Genomic DNA, 16,837 nt, shown 5'->3' on the forward strand with positions numbered 1-16,837 from the left:
AATAAATAGTATCTTTGCACCCGCCTTTAAAGGCTGGAGCACAAACGTTAGGTGTAAAATGGAGAAGCTAAAGGAGTTTTTTATTCCTTTTTCAGGATTAAAGTTGGGAAAACACAAGTTTGGTTACCAAATTGACAATACGTTCTTTGAGTCTTTTGATTATCTAGAATTCAACGAGGCGCAAATAAAGGTCTCCGCCATATTGAACAAGATGAACAATATGATGGAATTGGAACTAAGCTCAGATGGGCAGGTCAACGTAGATTGTGACGTAACTGGAGAGCCCTTTCTGCAGCCGATTTCCTCCAAACTCGATTTGGTCATCAAATTTGGCGAGGAGTTCAATGATGAAAATGACGAAATATTGATTCTTCCCCATGGGGAACATCAGTTCAACCTTGCTCAGTACATCTACGAGATGTTGGTGTTGGCCGTTCCTCAGAAAAAGGTACATCCTGGGGTGATTGACGGAACTTTGCAATCGGAAGTTTTAGATAAACTTGAGGAGTTACAACCCGGAGAAGACAAAGAAGAATCGAAAAATACCGATCCCAGATGGGACGATTTAAAAAAATTACTAACGGACAAATAGGTTACAATGGCACATCCTAAGAGAAAAATATCAAGAACAAGAAGGGACAAAAGAAGGACCCACTATAAAGCGACAATGCCTACCATAGCAACAGACCCAACTACGGGTGAAATGCATTTGTACCATAGAGCACACTGGCACGAAGGAAAATTATACTACCGCGGCCAAGTACTAATGGACAAAACGGAGGAGGAATCTGCCGCTTAGAAAAAACATTCAATTTTTTTGGAACTCTCGTTGTTGGCAACGGGAGTTTTTTTATGCCCAAGAGGATTTTTAAAAACCGATTGATTTTTGACCAAAAGTCAAAGAAATTGAGTAATTTTCACCACTTTTTGGTCAAATTTTAAACTTTTTGACAGAGAAAGGCACCATTATGAAAAAAAGGACAGCAGCGATAACCGCTGTAGGAGCATATGTTCCAGACTTCGTTTTATCCAACAAAGTGTTGGAGACCATGGTCGATACCAATGATGAATGGATCACCACACGAACCGGAATCAAAGAACGCAGAATCCTAAAAGAGGAAAACGCCGGAACATCTTTTATGGCCATTAAAGCTGCCGAAGATCTGATGAAAAAAAGTGGAGTTGATCCGCTGGAAATCGATTTCATAGTGGTGGCTACAGCAACACCGGATATGCCCGTTGCTGCCACTGCTGCCTATGTGGCATCGGAAATTGGAGCCAAAAATGCGTTTGCGTACGATTTGCAAGCCGCGTGTTCCAGTTTTTTATATGGCATGTCGACTGCAGCGAGTTACATTGAATCAGGTAGATATAAGAAGGTGTTGCTGATTGGCGCTGACAAGATGTCGTCAATTATTGACTATACCGATAGAACTACCTGCATTATATTTGGTGATGGCGCAGGAGCGGTTCTTTTTGAACCCAATGAAGAAGGTCTGGGCCTTCAAGATGAGCATCTTCGTTCGGATGGAATTGGACGTGAGTTTTTAAAAATTGAAGCAGGAGGTTCTATTCTTCCCGCTTCTGAGGAAACAGTGAAAAACAAACAACATTTTGTTCACCAAGATGGGAAGTCTGTTTTCAAATTTGCCGTATCGAACATGGCAGATGTTTCCAAAATGATAATGGATCGCAATGGGCTAACACATCAAGATGTGCAATGGCTGGTGCCACATCAAGCCAACAAAAGAATCATCGATGCCACTGCCAATAGAATGGAATTGGATGCGGACAAGGTTATGATCAATATTCACAAGTACGGAAATACCACCTCAGCGACCCTTCCATTGCTGCTCCATGATTATGAAAAGCAATTGAAGAAAGGTGACAACCTGATTTTTGCCGCCTTCGGTGGAGGTTTTACCTGGGGAGCCATTTATTTAAAATGGGCATATAATTCTTAAAACACGACTAACTAAATCATATTCCATGGACATTAAGGAAATTCAAAGTTTAATCAAATTCGTAGCCAAGTCTGGGGCTAGCGAGGTAAAGTTGGAGATGGAAGATGTAAAAATCACCATCCGCACGGGGTCAAGTACAACAGTACCTGAAACCACAATAGTACAACAAATACCTGTGGCACAGGCACCTGCGGTTCAACCCGCTGCCGCCCCTGCTGCTCCGGAAGCTGCCGCCCCTGCACCCGCTAAGGAAGAAGCATCTACGGATGACTCGAAGTATATCACTATAAAATCTCCAATCATTGGAACATTTTATAGAAAACCTTCTCCAGACAAACCGCCTTTTGTGGAGGTGGGAAGCACAATTGGTCAAGGCGACGTACTTTGTGTAATCGAAGCGATGAAGCTCTTTAACGATATTGAATCTGAAGTTTCAGGTAAAATCGTTAAAGTATTGGTTGAGGACTCTTCACCAGTGGAATTTGACCAACCCTTATTTTTGGTTGACCCTTCCTAAATAAATCACCACACCCGAGCACCGAATCAAGGAGTTTTCTCCGACTTGGAACTTGGGCCATGAAATTCTAGGTACTATGTTCAAAAAAGTATTGATTGCAAATAGGGGAGAGATTGCATTAAGGATTATTCGAACCTGCAAGGAAATGGGAATTAAGACGGTAGCCGTGTATTCCAAAGCAGACGAAGAAAGCCTTCACGTTCGTTTTGCCGATGAAGCAGTCTGTATTGGGCCTGCCCCAAGTAGTGAGTCTTACCTTAAGATACCCAATATTATTGCTGCTGCTGAGATTACCAATGCGGATGCCATTCATCCTGGCTATGGTTTTCTTTCAGAAAACTCCAAGTTTTCGAAAATATGTGCGGAACACGAAATTAAGTTCATTGGAGCTTCCGGCGAACAAATTGACAAAATGGGGGACAAGGCCACGGCCAAGGAAACCATGAAAAAGGCAGGTGTGCCCACCATTCCGGGCTCTGAAGGTTTGTTAAAAGATGCTGCTGATGCCAAAAAAGTTGCCAAGAAGATGGGCTACCCTGTTATGATTAAAGCCACCGCAGGTGGTGGAGGAAAGGGGATGCGCGCCATTTGGGGCGAGGATGAACTGGAAAGCAATTTTGAGAGTGCAGTAAAGGAAGCCACTGCTGCTTTTGGAAATGGCGGGATGTATATGGAGAAATTGATTGAGGAACCCCGACATATCGAGATTCAAGTAGTGGGAGATCAATATGGCAAAGCGTGCCACCTTTCGGAAAGGGACTGCTCTGTTCAACGTCGGCACCAGAAACTTACCGAGGAGACCCCTTCGCCCTTTATGACAGACAAGTTACGGGAAGAAATGGGGGCTGCAGCAGTGAAAGCTGCTGAATACATTAAATATGAAGGTGCTGGTACGGTGGAGTTTTTGGTGGATAAACACAGAAATTTCTACTTCATGGAAATGAACACCAGGATTCAAGTGGAACACCCAATCACCGAACAGGTGGTTGATTATGATTTGATACGAGAGCAAATCTTGGTTGCTGGAGGCGTGCCTATTTCCGGAAAAAACTACTTTCCAAAATTGCATTCCATCGAATGTAGAATCAACGCTGAGGACCCGTACAATGATTTTCGACCATCTCCGGGTGTAATTACCACTTTGCACACGCCAGGCGGACACGGTGTACGACTAGATACCCATGTGTATAGTGGTTACAGAATTCCACCGAATTACGACTCTATGATTGCAAAGTTGATAACCACGGCACAAACCCGTGAGGAAGCCATCAATAAAATGCGAAGGGCATTGGATGAATTCGTGATTGAAGGAATAAAGACAACCATTCCTTTCCATAGGCAATTGATGGACCATCCTGATTATTTGGCTGGCAACTACACCACCAAGTTCATGGAGGATTTCGAAATGGATGAAAAATATCAATATTAAAAATACAACCCCGAGAACATCGGGGTTTTTTAATGCATGAATCTAAGCTATTGGGAATATAACAGTTGGTTGACCGATATTGACTTCACTATTGTTGGCAGTGGTATTGTTGGCCTCTCTTCCGCTCTTTTTTTAAAAGAGAAATACCCCACGGCAAAGGTTTTAGTGTTGGAAAAAGGTATTCTCCCACAGGGGGCCAGTACTAAAAATGCAGGTTTTGCTTGCTTTGGGAGTGTTTCGGAAATCTTGTCGGACCTTAAGAATCATACTGAACAGGAGGTTGTGGATTTGGTAAACCAGCGAAGACAAGGAATTAAGCTTCTGAGGGAAATTTTGGGAGACAAGGAACTAGGCTATCAACAGCTGGGAGGACATGAAGTTTTTCTTGAAAAAGACACGGAACTTTATGATGAATGTCTGGAAAAAGTCCCGTACATCAACTCTTTGTTGGAACCCGTTTTTGGAAGTCATCCTTTTAAGGTGCATGATAACAAATATGGCTTTGACAAAGTAGAGAATTCTTATATCTCACATCAATTTGAAGGGCAGTTGGATACCGGCCAAATGATGTTGGGCCTTTTAAAAAATTGTGTTTCCAAGGGTGTTTTGTTGTTAAATGATGTTGAGGTTCAAAACATTGAAGATACGGGGCCTTATGTTAGCATTATAACCCAACACTTTGATGTACGGAGCAAGAAAGTATTGTTGGCGACCAATGGATTTGCAAGGCAATTTCTAAAGGAAGAAATGATACAACCGGCCAGAGCACAAGTTCTAATAACGGAACCTGTACCCGATTTGGATATTAAAGGCACCTTTCATCTGGATGAAGGCTATTATTATTTCAGAAATGTCGACAACCGTATTCTCTTGGGCGGAGGACGCAACCTCGATTTTAAAGGAGAGCAGACCACGGAATTAAAGGAGACCAAACTAATTCAAGATGCTCTGGAAGGCCTGCTAAAAGAGGTGATTCTTCCAAGGAGAGAAGTTAATATTGCTCACCGGTGGAGTGGAATCATGGGTGTAGGTCCCCAGAAAAAACCAATCATCAAGCCGATATCTGACCATATTTTTTGTGGAGTAAGGCTAGGCGGCATGGGAATTGCCCTAGGAACTTTGGTCGGTAAAAAACTGGCGGAAATCGCCTCTTAGATCATCCGTCCGTCCAGTAGGTTGATAATTCTTGATCCGTAATCCGCATTTTTTTCGGAATGGGTGACCTGGATTATTGTGACTCCCTCTTCGTTCAATTGTTTGAACAGACCCATAATCTCTTCACCCTGCTTTGAGTTTAGATTACCGGTGGGCTCATCGGCCAAAATCAACTTCGGATTGGAAATTAATGCCCTGGCAATACCGACCAACTGCTGTTGCCCACCGCTTAATTGTGCGGGGAACAAGTCTTTTTTTCCAACAATATTGAATCGATCTAGCATATCTGCCACCATTGCCTTTCTTTCAGAACCCTTGAACTTTTTATAGAGTAGAGGCATTTCAAGATTTTCCTTGACTGTTAGTTCATCAAGCAAATGGTAGGATTGAAAAACAAACCCAATATATTCCTTATAAAGATTGGCCCGATGTTTTTCCTTGAGGTTATGGACGGATTCATCCAAAAATTGATATTCTCCCTCATCAAAACCATCCAACATTCCAATAACGTTCAGTAGGGTGGACTTACCCGAACCTGAAGGTCCCATTATGGATATGAATTCACCTTGTTGTACCTGAAGGTTAATATCTTTTAGCAAGAATATACGTTGGCCTCCCGAGTTGACCCATTTAAATACATTATGAAGTTGAAGAAGCATCGTTTTTTGATTTAGTATTATTCATTTTTCAAAGCGTAAACCGGACTCCTTCTTGAAACCCTTAAGCTTTGCCAGCTTATGGTCAAAAAGGCAATACCCAAAGCAAAAAAACCTGCGAGTACAAAGACCCACCATTGAATTTGAATGCGATAGGCAAAATCCTGGAGCCAGAGCCCCATAAAGTAATACCCTAATGGGAAAGCAATCGCAAAGGAAATCACGACAAGCTTAACAAAGTTTTTCGATAGCATGGTCATCATTTGGGCGGCTGTAGCTCCAAGAACTTTGCGAATTCCAATTTCTTTGGTCCTTTGTTCCGCTGAGAATGTCGCCAAGGCAAAAAGTCCCATACAACCAATAAATATGGTTAGTATGGTAAAAAGTTGAAGCACCCAGCCCATTTTTCGCTCACGAACATAAATCTCTGAATATAACTCATCCAATAGACCATAGGTAAATGGCTCCGAGATTTTGAACTTGACCCATAGGGTTTCCGCCGAAGTAATAAGCCCACCAATATCCTTGGCGTCGGCTCTGACCAAAAGTCCTGGATTTGGCTCGTAAACCATAATTAGTGGTTCAACCGGCTGGTATAATGAACTGTAATGAAAGTCTTTCACAACACCCACAATTCGATATTTTCGAGTTGTCCCGTTATTGTCCAAGGACATGGTTACCGTTTTGTCTATTGCATCTGAACCAAACCCAAGAACCTTTGCGGAAGACTCATTGATGATAAGGTTAGTACCTTCGGCATTATAATCTTTCGAAAAATTGCGGCCCAAGACGAGTTCCATGCCCATTGTGGGAATATAGGCCTCATCCACCTGATATACCACCGTTCTTCGAAGCTCATCTGACCTATCCTCGGGATAGATGGAGGTGATATTGTCGCTGGTAGGTCCCGCGGGGACAAAGCCGGAACTGGAAATACTAGCCACTCTGGGGTCTTTTAAAAGCTCCTCTTTGAATGCCTGTTCACTGGCTCCGAGTTTCCAAGTATCCTTCAGCACCAATATGTTGTCTTTTTGATAGCCAACATCTTTATTTAACACAAATGATATCTGCTGTTTAACCACAATGGTTGCAATAATCAAAGAAACGGCCACTGAAAACTGAAAAACAACCAAGGCACTGCGAACGTTTTTGGTCTTGCCCATATTACCTGATCTATTTCTTAATGCCGATATCGGTTTGAATGAGGAAAGAACAAAAGCGGGGTACACTCCTGCTATAAGACTTAAAGCAAAAACAAAAAGGACAAGAAATACTGTATTTTGAATATTGATAAGCTGTGAAACATGCAATTGTTTCCCGGTTAGTTCATTAAAAAGCGGAAGGGCCAAAAGAGAAAGTAAAATAGCAAAGAGCGTTCCCGTTAGAACCATGATAAAGGATTCAACAAGAAACTGTTTAATCAATTGATTCCTTTGCGAACCCAATACTTTTTTTACCCCAATTTCCTTTGATCTTCGAGAGGCAGCAGCAGTAGAAAGCGTCATGAAATTAATACAGGCCACCAAAAGAATGAAAATAGCTATGGCTCCAAGGGAGTATACCGTTTTTATGTTCCCTCCGGGTGCTAGGTTGGTTAGTTCTGCAAAGTCGGAATGAAGATGGATATCGGTTAAAGGCTGCAAGAACATTCCCAACGCGTTGCCTTTCTCCTGAAATTCCTCAAAGGACATACCCATGGCATCTTTCATTTGAGGCCCCATATATTTGTTGAGTAAGGGCTCAAGCTTCTGCTCCAAAGCTGTTCGATTGGCCGCTTGATTCAAAACCAAATAGGAGTGGTAATGTGATTCCAGCCAACTATTCGCAGAGGCGTGTTCCCACCCTAACATGGAAGCGAACATATCAAACCTCAAGTGCGAATTCTGAGGAATGTTTTGAACAACTCCTGTGACGGTAAACGATTTTTCCCATTCCTTTAATTCAAGTTCTTTTCCAATGGGATTGGCATTGCCAAAAAACTTATGAGCTTGTTCTTCGGTAATAACCACGGTATTGGGCCGGGTCAATGCGGTCTTTGGATCACCCTTTATAAAGGGAAAACTAAAGATCTGAAAAAAATTGGGATCAACATATGAAAATCGATTTTCGCGATGGCCGTCGTTGTTGTGGACCACTAAGGGATACCCCATTCTACGGAGTCGAGTGCCTTCTTCCACTTCAGGAAACTCATCCACAAGTACCGGGGCAACAGGAGCCTGTGAAACAGCTTCTTTGATAATTTCCCCTCCCATTTGTCCCTTAATGACAACCCGTACGATTCTATCTGCCTTCTCATTAAACTGATCATAGCCCAATTCATCCGACACAAAAAGCGCTATCAAGAGTGTTGAAGCTATACCAAGGGTAAGACCGAGTGTATTTATTAAAAAGAGGGATTTGCTTTTTAATAGATTTCTCCAAGCGATTTTAAAAAAGTTAATGACCATAACCTAAATGTTTGATTTGACTATTCGGTCCGCAGACTTTTAATGGGATTGGCCCTTGCTGCCTTAATAGCCTGAAAACTTATCGTGATCATGGTAATCAATGTGGCACCAATCATGGCCAAAGCAAACACCCACCACTTCAGGGTGACCCGATACGGATATTCCTGCAACCATCCGTTCATAATATAGAAGGAAATAGGAATGGCGATAAAACAGGAAAGAATCACCAATTTCAAGAAGTCTTTGGAGAGCATATTCCAGACGTTCAATACCGAAGCCCCCAAAACTTTGCGAACCCCGATTTCCTTGGTGCGCTGCTCAGCCACAAAAGAGGTCAGTCCGAAAAGTCCGAGGCAGCTGATTAAAATGGCCAATGCTGTAAAGATGCCAGAAAGACTGCCAATACGCTCTTCAGCAGCGAATTTGGCCCCGTATTGCTCATCTACGAAATCGTATTCAAATGGAATCTTTGGAAAATGTGTTTTGAAAACCCGTTCAATAATGGCCAAATTTTGTTGTGCACTCTGTCTGGGGTTCAATCTAAGATTGTAATAGTTGGGGTCACCATCCTTGATGTATTCGTAAACAGCTTGTTTTACGGGTTCATAAGGTGACTGGGCAATCATGTCCTCCACGACCCCAATGATCTTTAGAGGCTCGTCAGGATCTTCCTCATCATCATCTACCAAGAAGAGACCCACAGGATTTTCAATGCCCATATATTTTACAGCAGTTTGATTAATAAGAACCGCATTGGAATCTGTTGCAAATTCGCGAGAGAAATCGCGCCCGTCCACTATTTTTAAATTGAGGGATTTTGCATATTCAGGAGTGACGTCCGTCCAGGCAAAATCTTCTTGGAAACCTTCTGGTTTGCCGTCCCATCTGAATCCACTTCGATTTGACCAGATTCGGGTAGTGGGACTGCTCGATGCTGACATTTCTACTATGGCGTTGGATTTTAGGAATTCAGTGCGCATCAATTCGTATTTTCCTTCAAAATCTTGACTCATAACAGGAATCTGAACCAACCCCTCCCTGTCGTATCCGATAGGGCGGTTTTTGGCATGGTTGATTTGCTGCATTACGATGACCGTCCCAATAATGAATGCCACCGAAACTGTAAACTGAAGTACTACCAATATTTTTCGTGGGGTACCGGCATGTTTACCTGCCTTGAAAGTGCCCTTAAGAACGTCCACAGGATTAAATGAGGAAAGATATAGAGCGGGATAGCTTCCGGCCAAAAGCGCTGTGAACACAATAAAGGCCAAGCCGCTCAACCAGAACAAGGGGTTGGTCCACGGGAACTCAATTTCCTTTCGCGCAAGTTCATTGAATCCGTTCAAGAATAACAAAATAATGAGCATTGCCAGAACGAAAGAGATAACGGCTACAAGAAAGGACTCTCCCAAAAATTGGTTGATCAGTTGATTTCTCTGAGACCCAATGGATTTTTTAATACCTACCTCCTTGGCTCTTTTTTCGGATCGGGCCGTACTAAGATTCATAAAATTGATACAGGCCAACAACAGCACAAAAGCACCAATTATGGCAAAAAGCCATACATATTTAATGCGCCCACCAACCTGTTTTCCATTTTCAAAATTCGAACGCAGATACCAATCCTTCATTGGGAGAAGAAAAAGCTGTGGATTGAATTCGGCCGTATCCTCATTAAGATCTTTCTTCACATTCTTAATTATCGAGGTAACCCTGTCCATAGAAGTGTTGTCGGCAATTTGCACAAAGAGCTGAAAGGAGTTGTTTCCCCAATTGTCCTCCGAACCAATAAGCCACTCTTGAGTTGTGATATATTTTTCCCAAGGCATTAGGAAGAAGGCATCGTTGAAAGAGTTGTTAAAAGGGATGTCTTCATAAACAGCGGTCACCATCATATCGTATTCCCCATTAACATCAACCACTTTGCCAATGGCATCTTCATTGCCAAAAAGGGCGTGCGCCGTTTTCTCTGAAAGCATTATGGAGTTGATTTCACGAAGGCCATCTTTTTCACCACTTTGAATGTTGAAGTCAAGCATTTCTGTGGCCTCTGGTTGCATGAAATTACCTGTGCTGGAGATACTTATATCGTTGTACTTGAGGTACATGTTGGTCGTCCAAGATGACATTGCCAAATGCTTAAAATTATCCAGATAACCCTCACGTAAGGCAAATTCCAAAGGTCTTGGAATGGCAGGACCTGTTGAAGTACGACTGTTAAAGGTCTGGGATTGAAAAACCTGCGCAATTTTATTCTTGTTGGAGAAATAATCATTGTGCGAGATTTCATCTTCCACCCAAAGAGCGATAATCAGGGTAACCGCCATACCCAACGCCAGCCCTCCAACATTAATGGCCGTATAGGCCTTGTTCTTTGCAAGATTTCTCCAGGCGATTTTTAAAAAGTTGATGATCATGACGTGGTTTTTTGATGTGTTATTCGTTTCTTAAACTCTTCAAGGGCTGTATTAAGGCCGCGCTTACCGATTGATAGCTAATGGTTACCAAGGCCACGGCTAAGGCGATAGCACCAGCAAGTAAAAATATGGTCCAATCCAAGGAAATTCGGTAGGCAAAATCTTCCAACCAGCGTTGCATGGCAAACCATCCTACAGGAATGGCGATAACCACAGCAATGAGAATCAATCTTAGAAAATCGACAGTCAATAGCTTATAGATACTTTTAAAAGGAGCACCCAAGACCAAACGGATGCTGATTTCTTTCTGGCGTTGTTCGACCATAAAAGCTGATAAGGCGAACAAACCTAAGCAAGCCACCAAAATGGCAAATAGTGCAAACCCGTTGAAAATATTTCCCATCCTACGGACATCGTCATGCATTTTAGCAAAATCATCGTCCAAAAAGGTGTAGTTGAAGGCCTGATTTCCCACATTACGGCCCCATATTTCTGAAATGGCCGCAATACTCTCATTGAGGTCAGAGGTGCCTATCCTAACCGATATCATATCGGGACTATTGCTTATGACAAGAGCGAGAGGGGCAATATTATCCCGCAATGATGCGAAATGGAAATCCTTCACCACTCCAACCACGACCCAGTCGTCACCATTGGTAATTCGTTTTCCTATGGGATTTTCCAATTCGAGCTCTAACGCCATTTTTTGGTTGATTAGCACTGCGTCTGTCGCATCGGACGGACGGTCAATGGAAAAATCCCTTCCCAAGGTTATCTCTAAACCCAAAGTTTTTACGTAGTCATGGTCTATTGCCCAAACTTGTCCTGGCACACCCACGGCCTCAGTTGGGTCATCTATTTTCTTAAAGGTGTTTCCGTTTCTTTTTGTGCCTTCCACAGGGAGGTAGTCACTTACGGAAACATTGGATACCATGGGAAGCTCCAAGAGTTGTTTTTTAAAGGAATCCACTTTATCTCCAAGAACGCCTGCACCCTGAACTACAAGAACCTGTTCTTTGTTGTAGCCCAGTTCCTTGTTAAGAATGTAATCCATTTGCTTATAAATGATTAGCGTACCAATAATGAGTATAATGGATATAGCAAATTGAAAAACAACCAGCCCGCCTCTAAGATTCTTGTTTTTGCTCCCCGTGGTCAAACTGCCTTTTAAGACTTTAGCTGGCTTGAAAGACGACAGATAAAATGCAGGATAGAGGCCAGCGACAATTCCAATTAAAAGGGCTGTCACCAGTGCAATTAGATAGAAAAGGGGAGAGGACCAGGGAATGCCTATACTTTTTAAAGCTATGGTATTGAACCAGGGTAAAATTGCCCAGGCCAATAAAATACCTAGGACGAATGAAATAAAGCTAAGTAGGATGGATTCGGTCAAAAATTGAAAAACTAGGTTTTTCCTGAATGCTCCGATGGTCTTACGCAGCCCTACCTCTTTGGCCCGGTTGGCTGATTTTGCTGTGGATAGGTTGATAAAGTTGATTGAGGCGAGAAGCAATACAAAACAGGCGATGGCGGCAAATAACCAAACAAATCGAATGTCACCATGTTTAAGATTGTCAAAGATTTTTGATTCGGTTTTGAGATGTATATCACTTATGGGCTGAAGGTCGAACTTGGCTTGTTTATAGAGATCAACAAACTTTTTGGTCATTTCATTTTGATTCAGCTCCGGGATAATATATTTATCCACAACAGATAGCATTTTGGTTTTTAGGGCATCTATATCCGTATTCTTCTGTACTTTGATATAAGTGATGTAGTTGGTGTTTACCCAATTAAAGTTGGTGTCCCTTAAATGCATAAGGTAATCATAGTCGAAATGTGATTTTATCGAACTACGATCGACCACCCCGGTAATTTTATAGGGGTTTGCTGTATCATAGTCTAGAATGACAGTTTTTCCCAAGGCATCTCCCTTGGGAAAAAGCTTATCAGCTTTCTTTTTGGAAATCACCAAACTCAATGGGTCGGTCAGGGCGTTTTCAGGTTGTCCTTCAACAAAGGGCAACTCAAGAATTTCAAGCATGGGTTGGCTTACAAACACAAAACCATCCTCTATAACACTTTTGGTCTCACCATAGGGTTGAATGGTTTTCTTTCCTGCTCCAAACAATTCGCTGGAGTTGTATTTTCCGGCTTTCTCGACTTCAGGAAAGTCGCTCTCAAGTACATCTGCCAACGGTAATTGGAAATAAACGTTTTTCAAGACCTCACCATTGATGGGAATCTCAGAAATCACGCGATAGGTTCTTTCTGAATCAGCATAGTGCTTGTCATAGCTTAGCTCATCATTGATAAATAAGGTAATCAACAAACAGGCTGCAATTCCGATGGCAAACCCACCTATTTTTATAAAGGCGAACAAGCTGTCTTTTTTAAGACTTCGCCAGGCGATATGTAAATAGTTCCGTATCATGATTGTTCGTTTTTTTGATTATTCGGTCCTAAGGCTTTTTACCGGACTGGTTACGGCCACCTTTAAGGTTTGATAACTAATGGTGATCAGAGTAATTACCATAATGGATACAATGGCCAGGGCAAAAATCCACCAATGAATTTCTGTGCGGTAAGCATAACCTTGGAGCCACTGCTCCATTAAATACCATGCAATGGGGGTAGCTAGTATACCGGCAATTAAGATGAGCTTGAAGAAGTCCATAGTAAACAGGGCCAAAATATTGGCCACATTGCTTCCCAATACTTTTCGAATTCCAATTTCCTTGGTTCGAAGACCTACAAAAAAGAGTATAAGACCATATAGTCCGAGACATCCGATTAAGATGGCCAAGGCAGAGAATACTTTTGAAAGGGATAAGTACCGCTGTTCGGCCTCGTATTCATCGGCGACCCGTTCGTCCAAAAATCGGTAATCGAAGATATAACCCGAAAAAGCCTCTGACCAATGCTGCTCAATTTTTTCAAGGGTTTCCTTGGTATTGACCCTATTGATTTTCAGCCCAATTTCTCCATACCAATTGGGATTGCCGGCGATAAATGCCGGCTGGATTTCTTCGGCAAAGCTTACATCATGAAAATCGCCTACCACACCTACAATGGTCGCCTTAATAGACGCCCCGTTAACTTCAATGGTTTTTCCTAAAAGTTCGTCGGGTGAAGTCACACCAACCTTTTCTCCAAACTTTTCGTTGACCACGACCTCAGTAATGGAGTCGCTCTTAAAAAAGTTTCTGCCTGCTACCAAGGTCAAGTCAAAAGTCTCTATAAAGTGCTCGTCGCCAATTTTGGCTTGAATGCTGAACTCTTCATTTTCAGGTCGATTGTTGTACTTTATGCTCGTGCCCCAGTTGTTTTCTGAGCCTCCGGGACTGCTTAAACAAAAGGTTATGTTTTCGACATTGGGAATCCGCTGTAAACGATCTTTTAGTGCCTCATATTGAATGGGTTCCAAATCGACAGGGACCTCTACCATTACTATGGACTCCTTGTCAAAGCCCAAATCCGAATTTGTGGCGTATTCAATTTGTCGTGAAATAATTAAGGTGGCAGCAATCAATGCTATGGAAATGGCAAACTGAGCGACCACCAAAACCTTTCTTGTTGTGTTTCCCCCAGTATCACTATGACTTAGTTTTCCCTTTAAGGCCAAGACAGGAACGATACGGGACATCAAGATGCCAGGATAACTGCCTGATAGAAATGCGACGGACGCCAAAACCAAAAGTAGAAAGCCGAAAAACTCTATGGTCAAGAGACTTTGTATGGACAATTCCAATTCAAACAAATTATTCAAAGAAGGTAAAAACAGGGCAGCGAACAAGATACCCAGCATTACAGCAAACAAGCTGATTACAAAAGTCTCAGAAAGGAATTGCCAAAATAGATGGGCTTTGAAGCTTCCTAACACTTTTCGAACACCTATTTCCTTGGAACGATAAAATGCCTGTGCTGTGGAGATATTTATAAAGTTGATACAGGCAATCGCCAACAAAAATGCCCCGATAATGCCGAAAACCCATAGAAGGACCGGGTCAATACCTCCGTATAAGGGATTAAAGTGCATATCGGACAGGGGTTGCAACTTATAAACATGTTTGTTTTTGCTATCCGGTCTATGCTCTTTGGGAAGCGCCAAAAGGGCATCTTCAATGCTTTCGACATTTTGGTTGGGTTTTAAAAGGGAGTAGCATTGAAGGTTACTTGTTATTCCGCCCCAGCTCTCTGAAGCTGCAAACTCAAAAAAGTCCTCGAGATTCACAAAAGAAACAAAGATCTGCTCCTTTAAGAAAGTAGTACTGGGGAGATTCTGTAAAACCCCGGTTATTTTGATAGCCTTGTCGTTTTCTAGAACAAATGTTTTTCCGACCACTAGGGTACTTCCAAACATCTTTTCGGCAAATTCTTCGGTGATTACCGCTGTATTAGGTTCAGATAAGGAGATATTGTTGCTTCCATCGAGCAAGGGAAAGTTGAAAATCTTAAAAAAGTCTTCTTCAATAAATGCTACATCCTCTTTAAATTTCCTGATATCACCATTGGTTTCCGTATCTATAATGGACCCATACTGCACAACTACTTTGGCTACTTTTTCTGCGTACTCATAATTTTCCCGAAAGGCTTTTGAAAAGGCAGGAGGCACACTGGCTTCATAATCGATTAAATCCCGGTGCTCCTCTGTGACCATTCGGTAAATTCTGTCAGGATTATTGTGGAACTGATCAAAAGACAAGTGATAACTCAAAAAGAGGTAGATAAGGATACTGCTTCCAAAACCTATGGCAAGGCCTAGAATGTTGATTGCGGTGAAAACCTTCCGCTTTAAGAGGTTTCTCCAAGCTATTCTGATGTAGTTCCTAAACATGATTTCTTACTTTTTTTGATGATGTTGATTGATGAATAAACTCCTAATTAGAATTAAACAATAGCATCCATGGGTTTGTTCTTGCTTTCGGTCACAATTTGCCCATCAAACAAGTTAATGACCCTGTGTGCATAATGGGAATCGCGGTCTGAGTGCGTAACCATGACTATGGTGGTGCCCTCTTGGTTGAGCTCGGTAAGTAATTTCATGACCTCTATCCCGTTTTTGGAATCGAGATTTCCAGTGGGCTCATCCGCAAGTATCAGCTTTGGATTGGTGACTACGGCCCGAGCTATGGCCACCCGCTGTTGCTGCCCCCCCGATAGTTGCTGTGGAAAGTGCCTTTCACGATGGGCAATCTTCATTCGTTCCAATACAAGTTTCACCTTCTCACGGCGCTCACTTTTGCTCATTTTCAAGTAAATCAAAGGCAGTTCGACGTTTTCAAATACAGTCAGCTCGTCGATGAGGTTGAAGCTTTGGAAAACGAATCCGAGATTTCCTTTTCTAAGCTGGGTGCGCTGACTTTCGCGAAGCCCACTTACCTCATGACCGGCAAACTGATAGCTCCCTTCGGTTGGATTGTCCAGCATACCAATGATGTTAAGAAGGGTAGACTTACCACATCCTGATGGCCCCATTACGGCAACGAACTCCCCTTCAGCTACTTTTAAATTCACACCGTTAAGGGCTAGGGTCTCCACCTCTTCGGTTCTAAAGCTCTTTTTAAGATTTTGTATCTGTATCATATTCTGGTTGTTATGGTCTTATTATTTTGATGGTTCGAAATTAAGGTGTACTGTATCCAATTGTTTGAGAAAGGTATCAAGATCAATTTCCTCTTCTTCCTCGATGTATTCAATGGAGCTTAAGTCAAAATAGACTTCATAAGGAGAGAATCCTTCCGGCAAATATGGCGTTGGGTCGAACCCGAGGTTTAGGTCCTCTTCTTCAATGTAATTCAAGGATAACGCAGCTACTTGGGCGCTATATGCATCGAATCCTTCTGGTAAATAAGCTGTGGTATCGAATCCTAGCACCAGCCCTTCCTCCTCCTCGATATACGGTACCGCGTTTAAATCAACATAAACTTCGTAAGGACTAAAGTCTTGGGGCAGATAATCATAAGGATCAAAACCCAAATCGATTTCTATTTCTTCTTCAATGAACTCGATTTCATTTAGGTTTAGGACATAGGTATCGCAATCATTATTTTTTGAAAGCGTTGATGCCATTTCATTGATTTCGGACGGGATTTCAAAAACCGATAGATGGTTTTCAAAAGTTCCGATAGTTTTGGATTGGGATTCCATAATGGCCGAAGGCCTAGTATTTTGTTCTGCTGCTATGGTGGTGCTTCCTATGAGCGTGCATCCATATAGTAATAATAACTTGTTCATTTTTTGATGTAT

At 42.2% G+C, this 16,837-nt stretch carries 13 protein-coding genes; 6 read left to right on the forward strand and 7 right to left on the reverse strand.

Going from position 1 to position 16,837, the window contains the following annotated elements; all coding sequences use genetic code 11:
* Nucleotides 1-58: 58 nt before the first annotated feature.
* The 6 genes from EW142_RS13380 (at nt 59) to EW142_RS13405 (ending at nt 5,065) form a co-directional block, all read left to right on the forward strand.
* Entirely contained in the window at nt 59-592 is a 534-nt protein-coding gene (locus EW142_RS13380; protein WP_130614642.1) for a YceD family protein, read from the forward strand.
* Nucleotides 593-598: 6 nt separating this feature from the next.
* Nucleotides 599-799: a 50S ribosomal protein L32 gene (gene rpmF, locus EW142_RS13385; protein ID WP_130614644.1), complete on the forward strand. Its 201-nt coding sequence runs from the start codon at nt 599-601 to the stop codon at nt 797-799.
* Between the two features lie 169 nt (nt 800-968).
* On the forward strand, nt 969-1,964 hold the full coding sequence (locus EW142_RS13390; protein ID WP_130614646.1) for a beta-ketoacyl-ACP synthase III: 996 nt from the start codon (nt 969-971) through the stop codon (nt 1,962-1,964).
* Between the two features lie 25 nt (nt 1,965-1,989).
* On the forward strand, nt 1,990-2,481 hold the full coding sequence (gene accB / locus EW142_RS13395) for an acetyl-CoA carboxylase biotin carboxyl carrier protein (RefSeq protein WP_130614648.1): 492 nt from the start codon (nt 1,990-1,992) through the stop codon (nt 2,479-2,481).
* A gap of 76 nt (nt 2,482-2,557) precedes the next feature.
* Entirely contained in the window at nt 2,558-3,910 is a 1,353-nt protein-coding gene (accC, locus tag EW142_RS13400) for an acetyl-CoA carboxylase biotin carboxylase subunit (protein ID WP_130614650.1), read from the forward strand.
* 36 nt (nt 3,911-3,946) lie between these two features.
* Complete coding sequence (locus EW142_RS13405; protein WP_130614652.1) at nt 3,947-5,065, forward strand: NAD(P)/FAD-dependent oxidoreductase; 1,119 nt, start codon at nt 3,947-3,949, stop codon at nt 5,063-5,065.
* Here the strand turns inward: EW142_RS13405 and EW142_RS13410 are convergent.
* From EW142_RS13410 to EW142_RS13440, 7 genes are read right to left on the reverse strand one after another with little or no spacing between them, the layout of a single operon-like run.
* On the reverse strand, nt 5,062-5,724 hold the full coding sequence (locus tag EW142_RS13410; protein WP_130614654.1) for an ABC transporter ATP-binding protein: 663 nt from the start codon (nt 5,722-5,724) through the stop codon (nt 5,062-5,064). The two genes, EW142_RS13405 and EW142_RS13410, sit on opposite strands and share 4 nt — an antisense overlap.
* A gap of 17 nt (nt 5,725-5,741) precedes the next feature.
* Nucleotides 5,742-8,168 carry an ABC transporter permease gene (locus EW142_RS13415; protein ID WP_130614656.1) on the reverse strand — a complete coding sequence of 809 codons (2,427 nt, stop codon included), beginning with the start codon at nt 8,166-8,168 and terminating at the stop codon, nt 5,742-5,744.
* 20 nt (nt 8,169-8,188) lie between these two features.
* A complete protein-coding gene (locus tag EW142_RS13420; protein ID WP_130614657.1) occupies nt 8,189-10,588 on the reverse strand; it encodes an ABC transporter permease in 2,400 nt (799 codons plus the stop codon).
* A 19-nt stretch (nt 10,589-10,607) separates the two neighbouring features.
* The gene (locus tag EW142_RS13425; protein WP_130614659.1) at nt 10,608-13,022 is read right to left on the reverse strand and encodes an ABC transporter permease; all 2,415 of its coding nucleotides are present in this window, start codon (nt 13,020-13,022) and stop codon (nt 10,608-10,610) included.
* 18 nt (nt 13,023-13,040) lie between these two features.
* On the reverse strand, nt 13,041-15,425 hold the full coding sequence (locus EW142_RS13430) for an ABC transporter permease (RefSeq protein ID WP_130614661.1): 2,385 nt from the start codon (nt 15,423-15,425) through the stop codon (nt 13,041-13,043).
* A 53-nt stretch (nt 15,426-15,478) separates the two neighbouring features.
* The gene (locus EW142_RS13435; protein ID WP_130614663.1) at nt 15,479-16,174 is read right to left on the reverse strand and encodes an ABC transporter ATP-binding protein; all 696 of its coding nucleotides are present in this window, start codon (nt 16,172-16,174) and stop codon (nt 15,479-15,481) included.
* 21 nt (nt 16,175-16,195) lie between these two features.
* The gene (locus EW142_RS13440) at nt 16,196-16,825 is read right to left on the reverse strand and encodes a hypothetical protein (protein WP_130614665.1); all 630 of its coding nucleotides are present in this window, start codon (nt 16,823-16,825) and stop codon (nt 16,196-16,198) included.
* Nucleotides 16,826-16,837 lie beyond the last annotated feature (12 nt).

It is taken from the genome of Flagellimonas allohymeniacidonis, from assembly GCF_004296335.1.
Taxonomy (GTDB): domain Bacteria; phylum Bacteroidota; class Bacteroidia; order Flavobacteriales; family Flavobacteriaceae; genus Flagellimonas; species Flagellimonas allohymeniacidonis.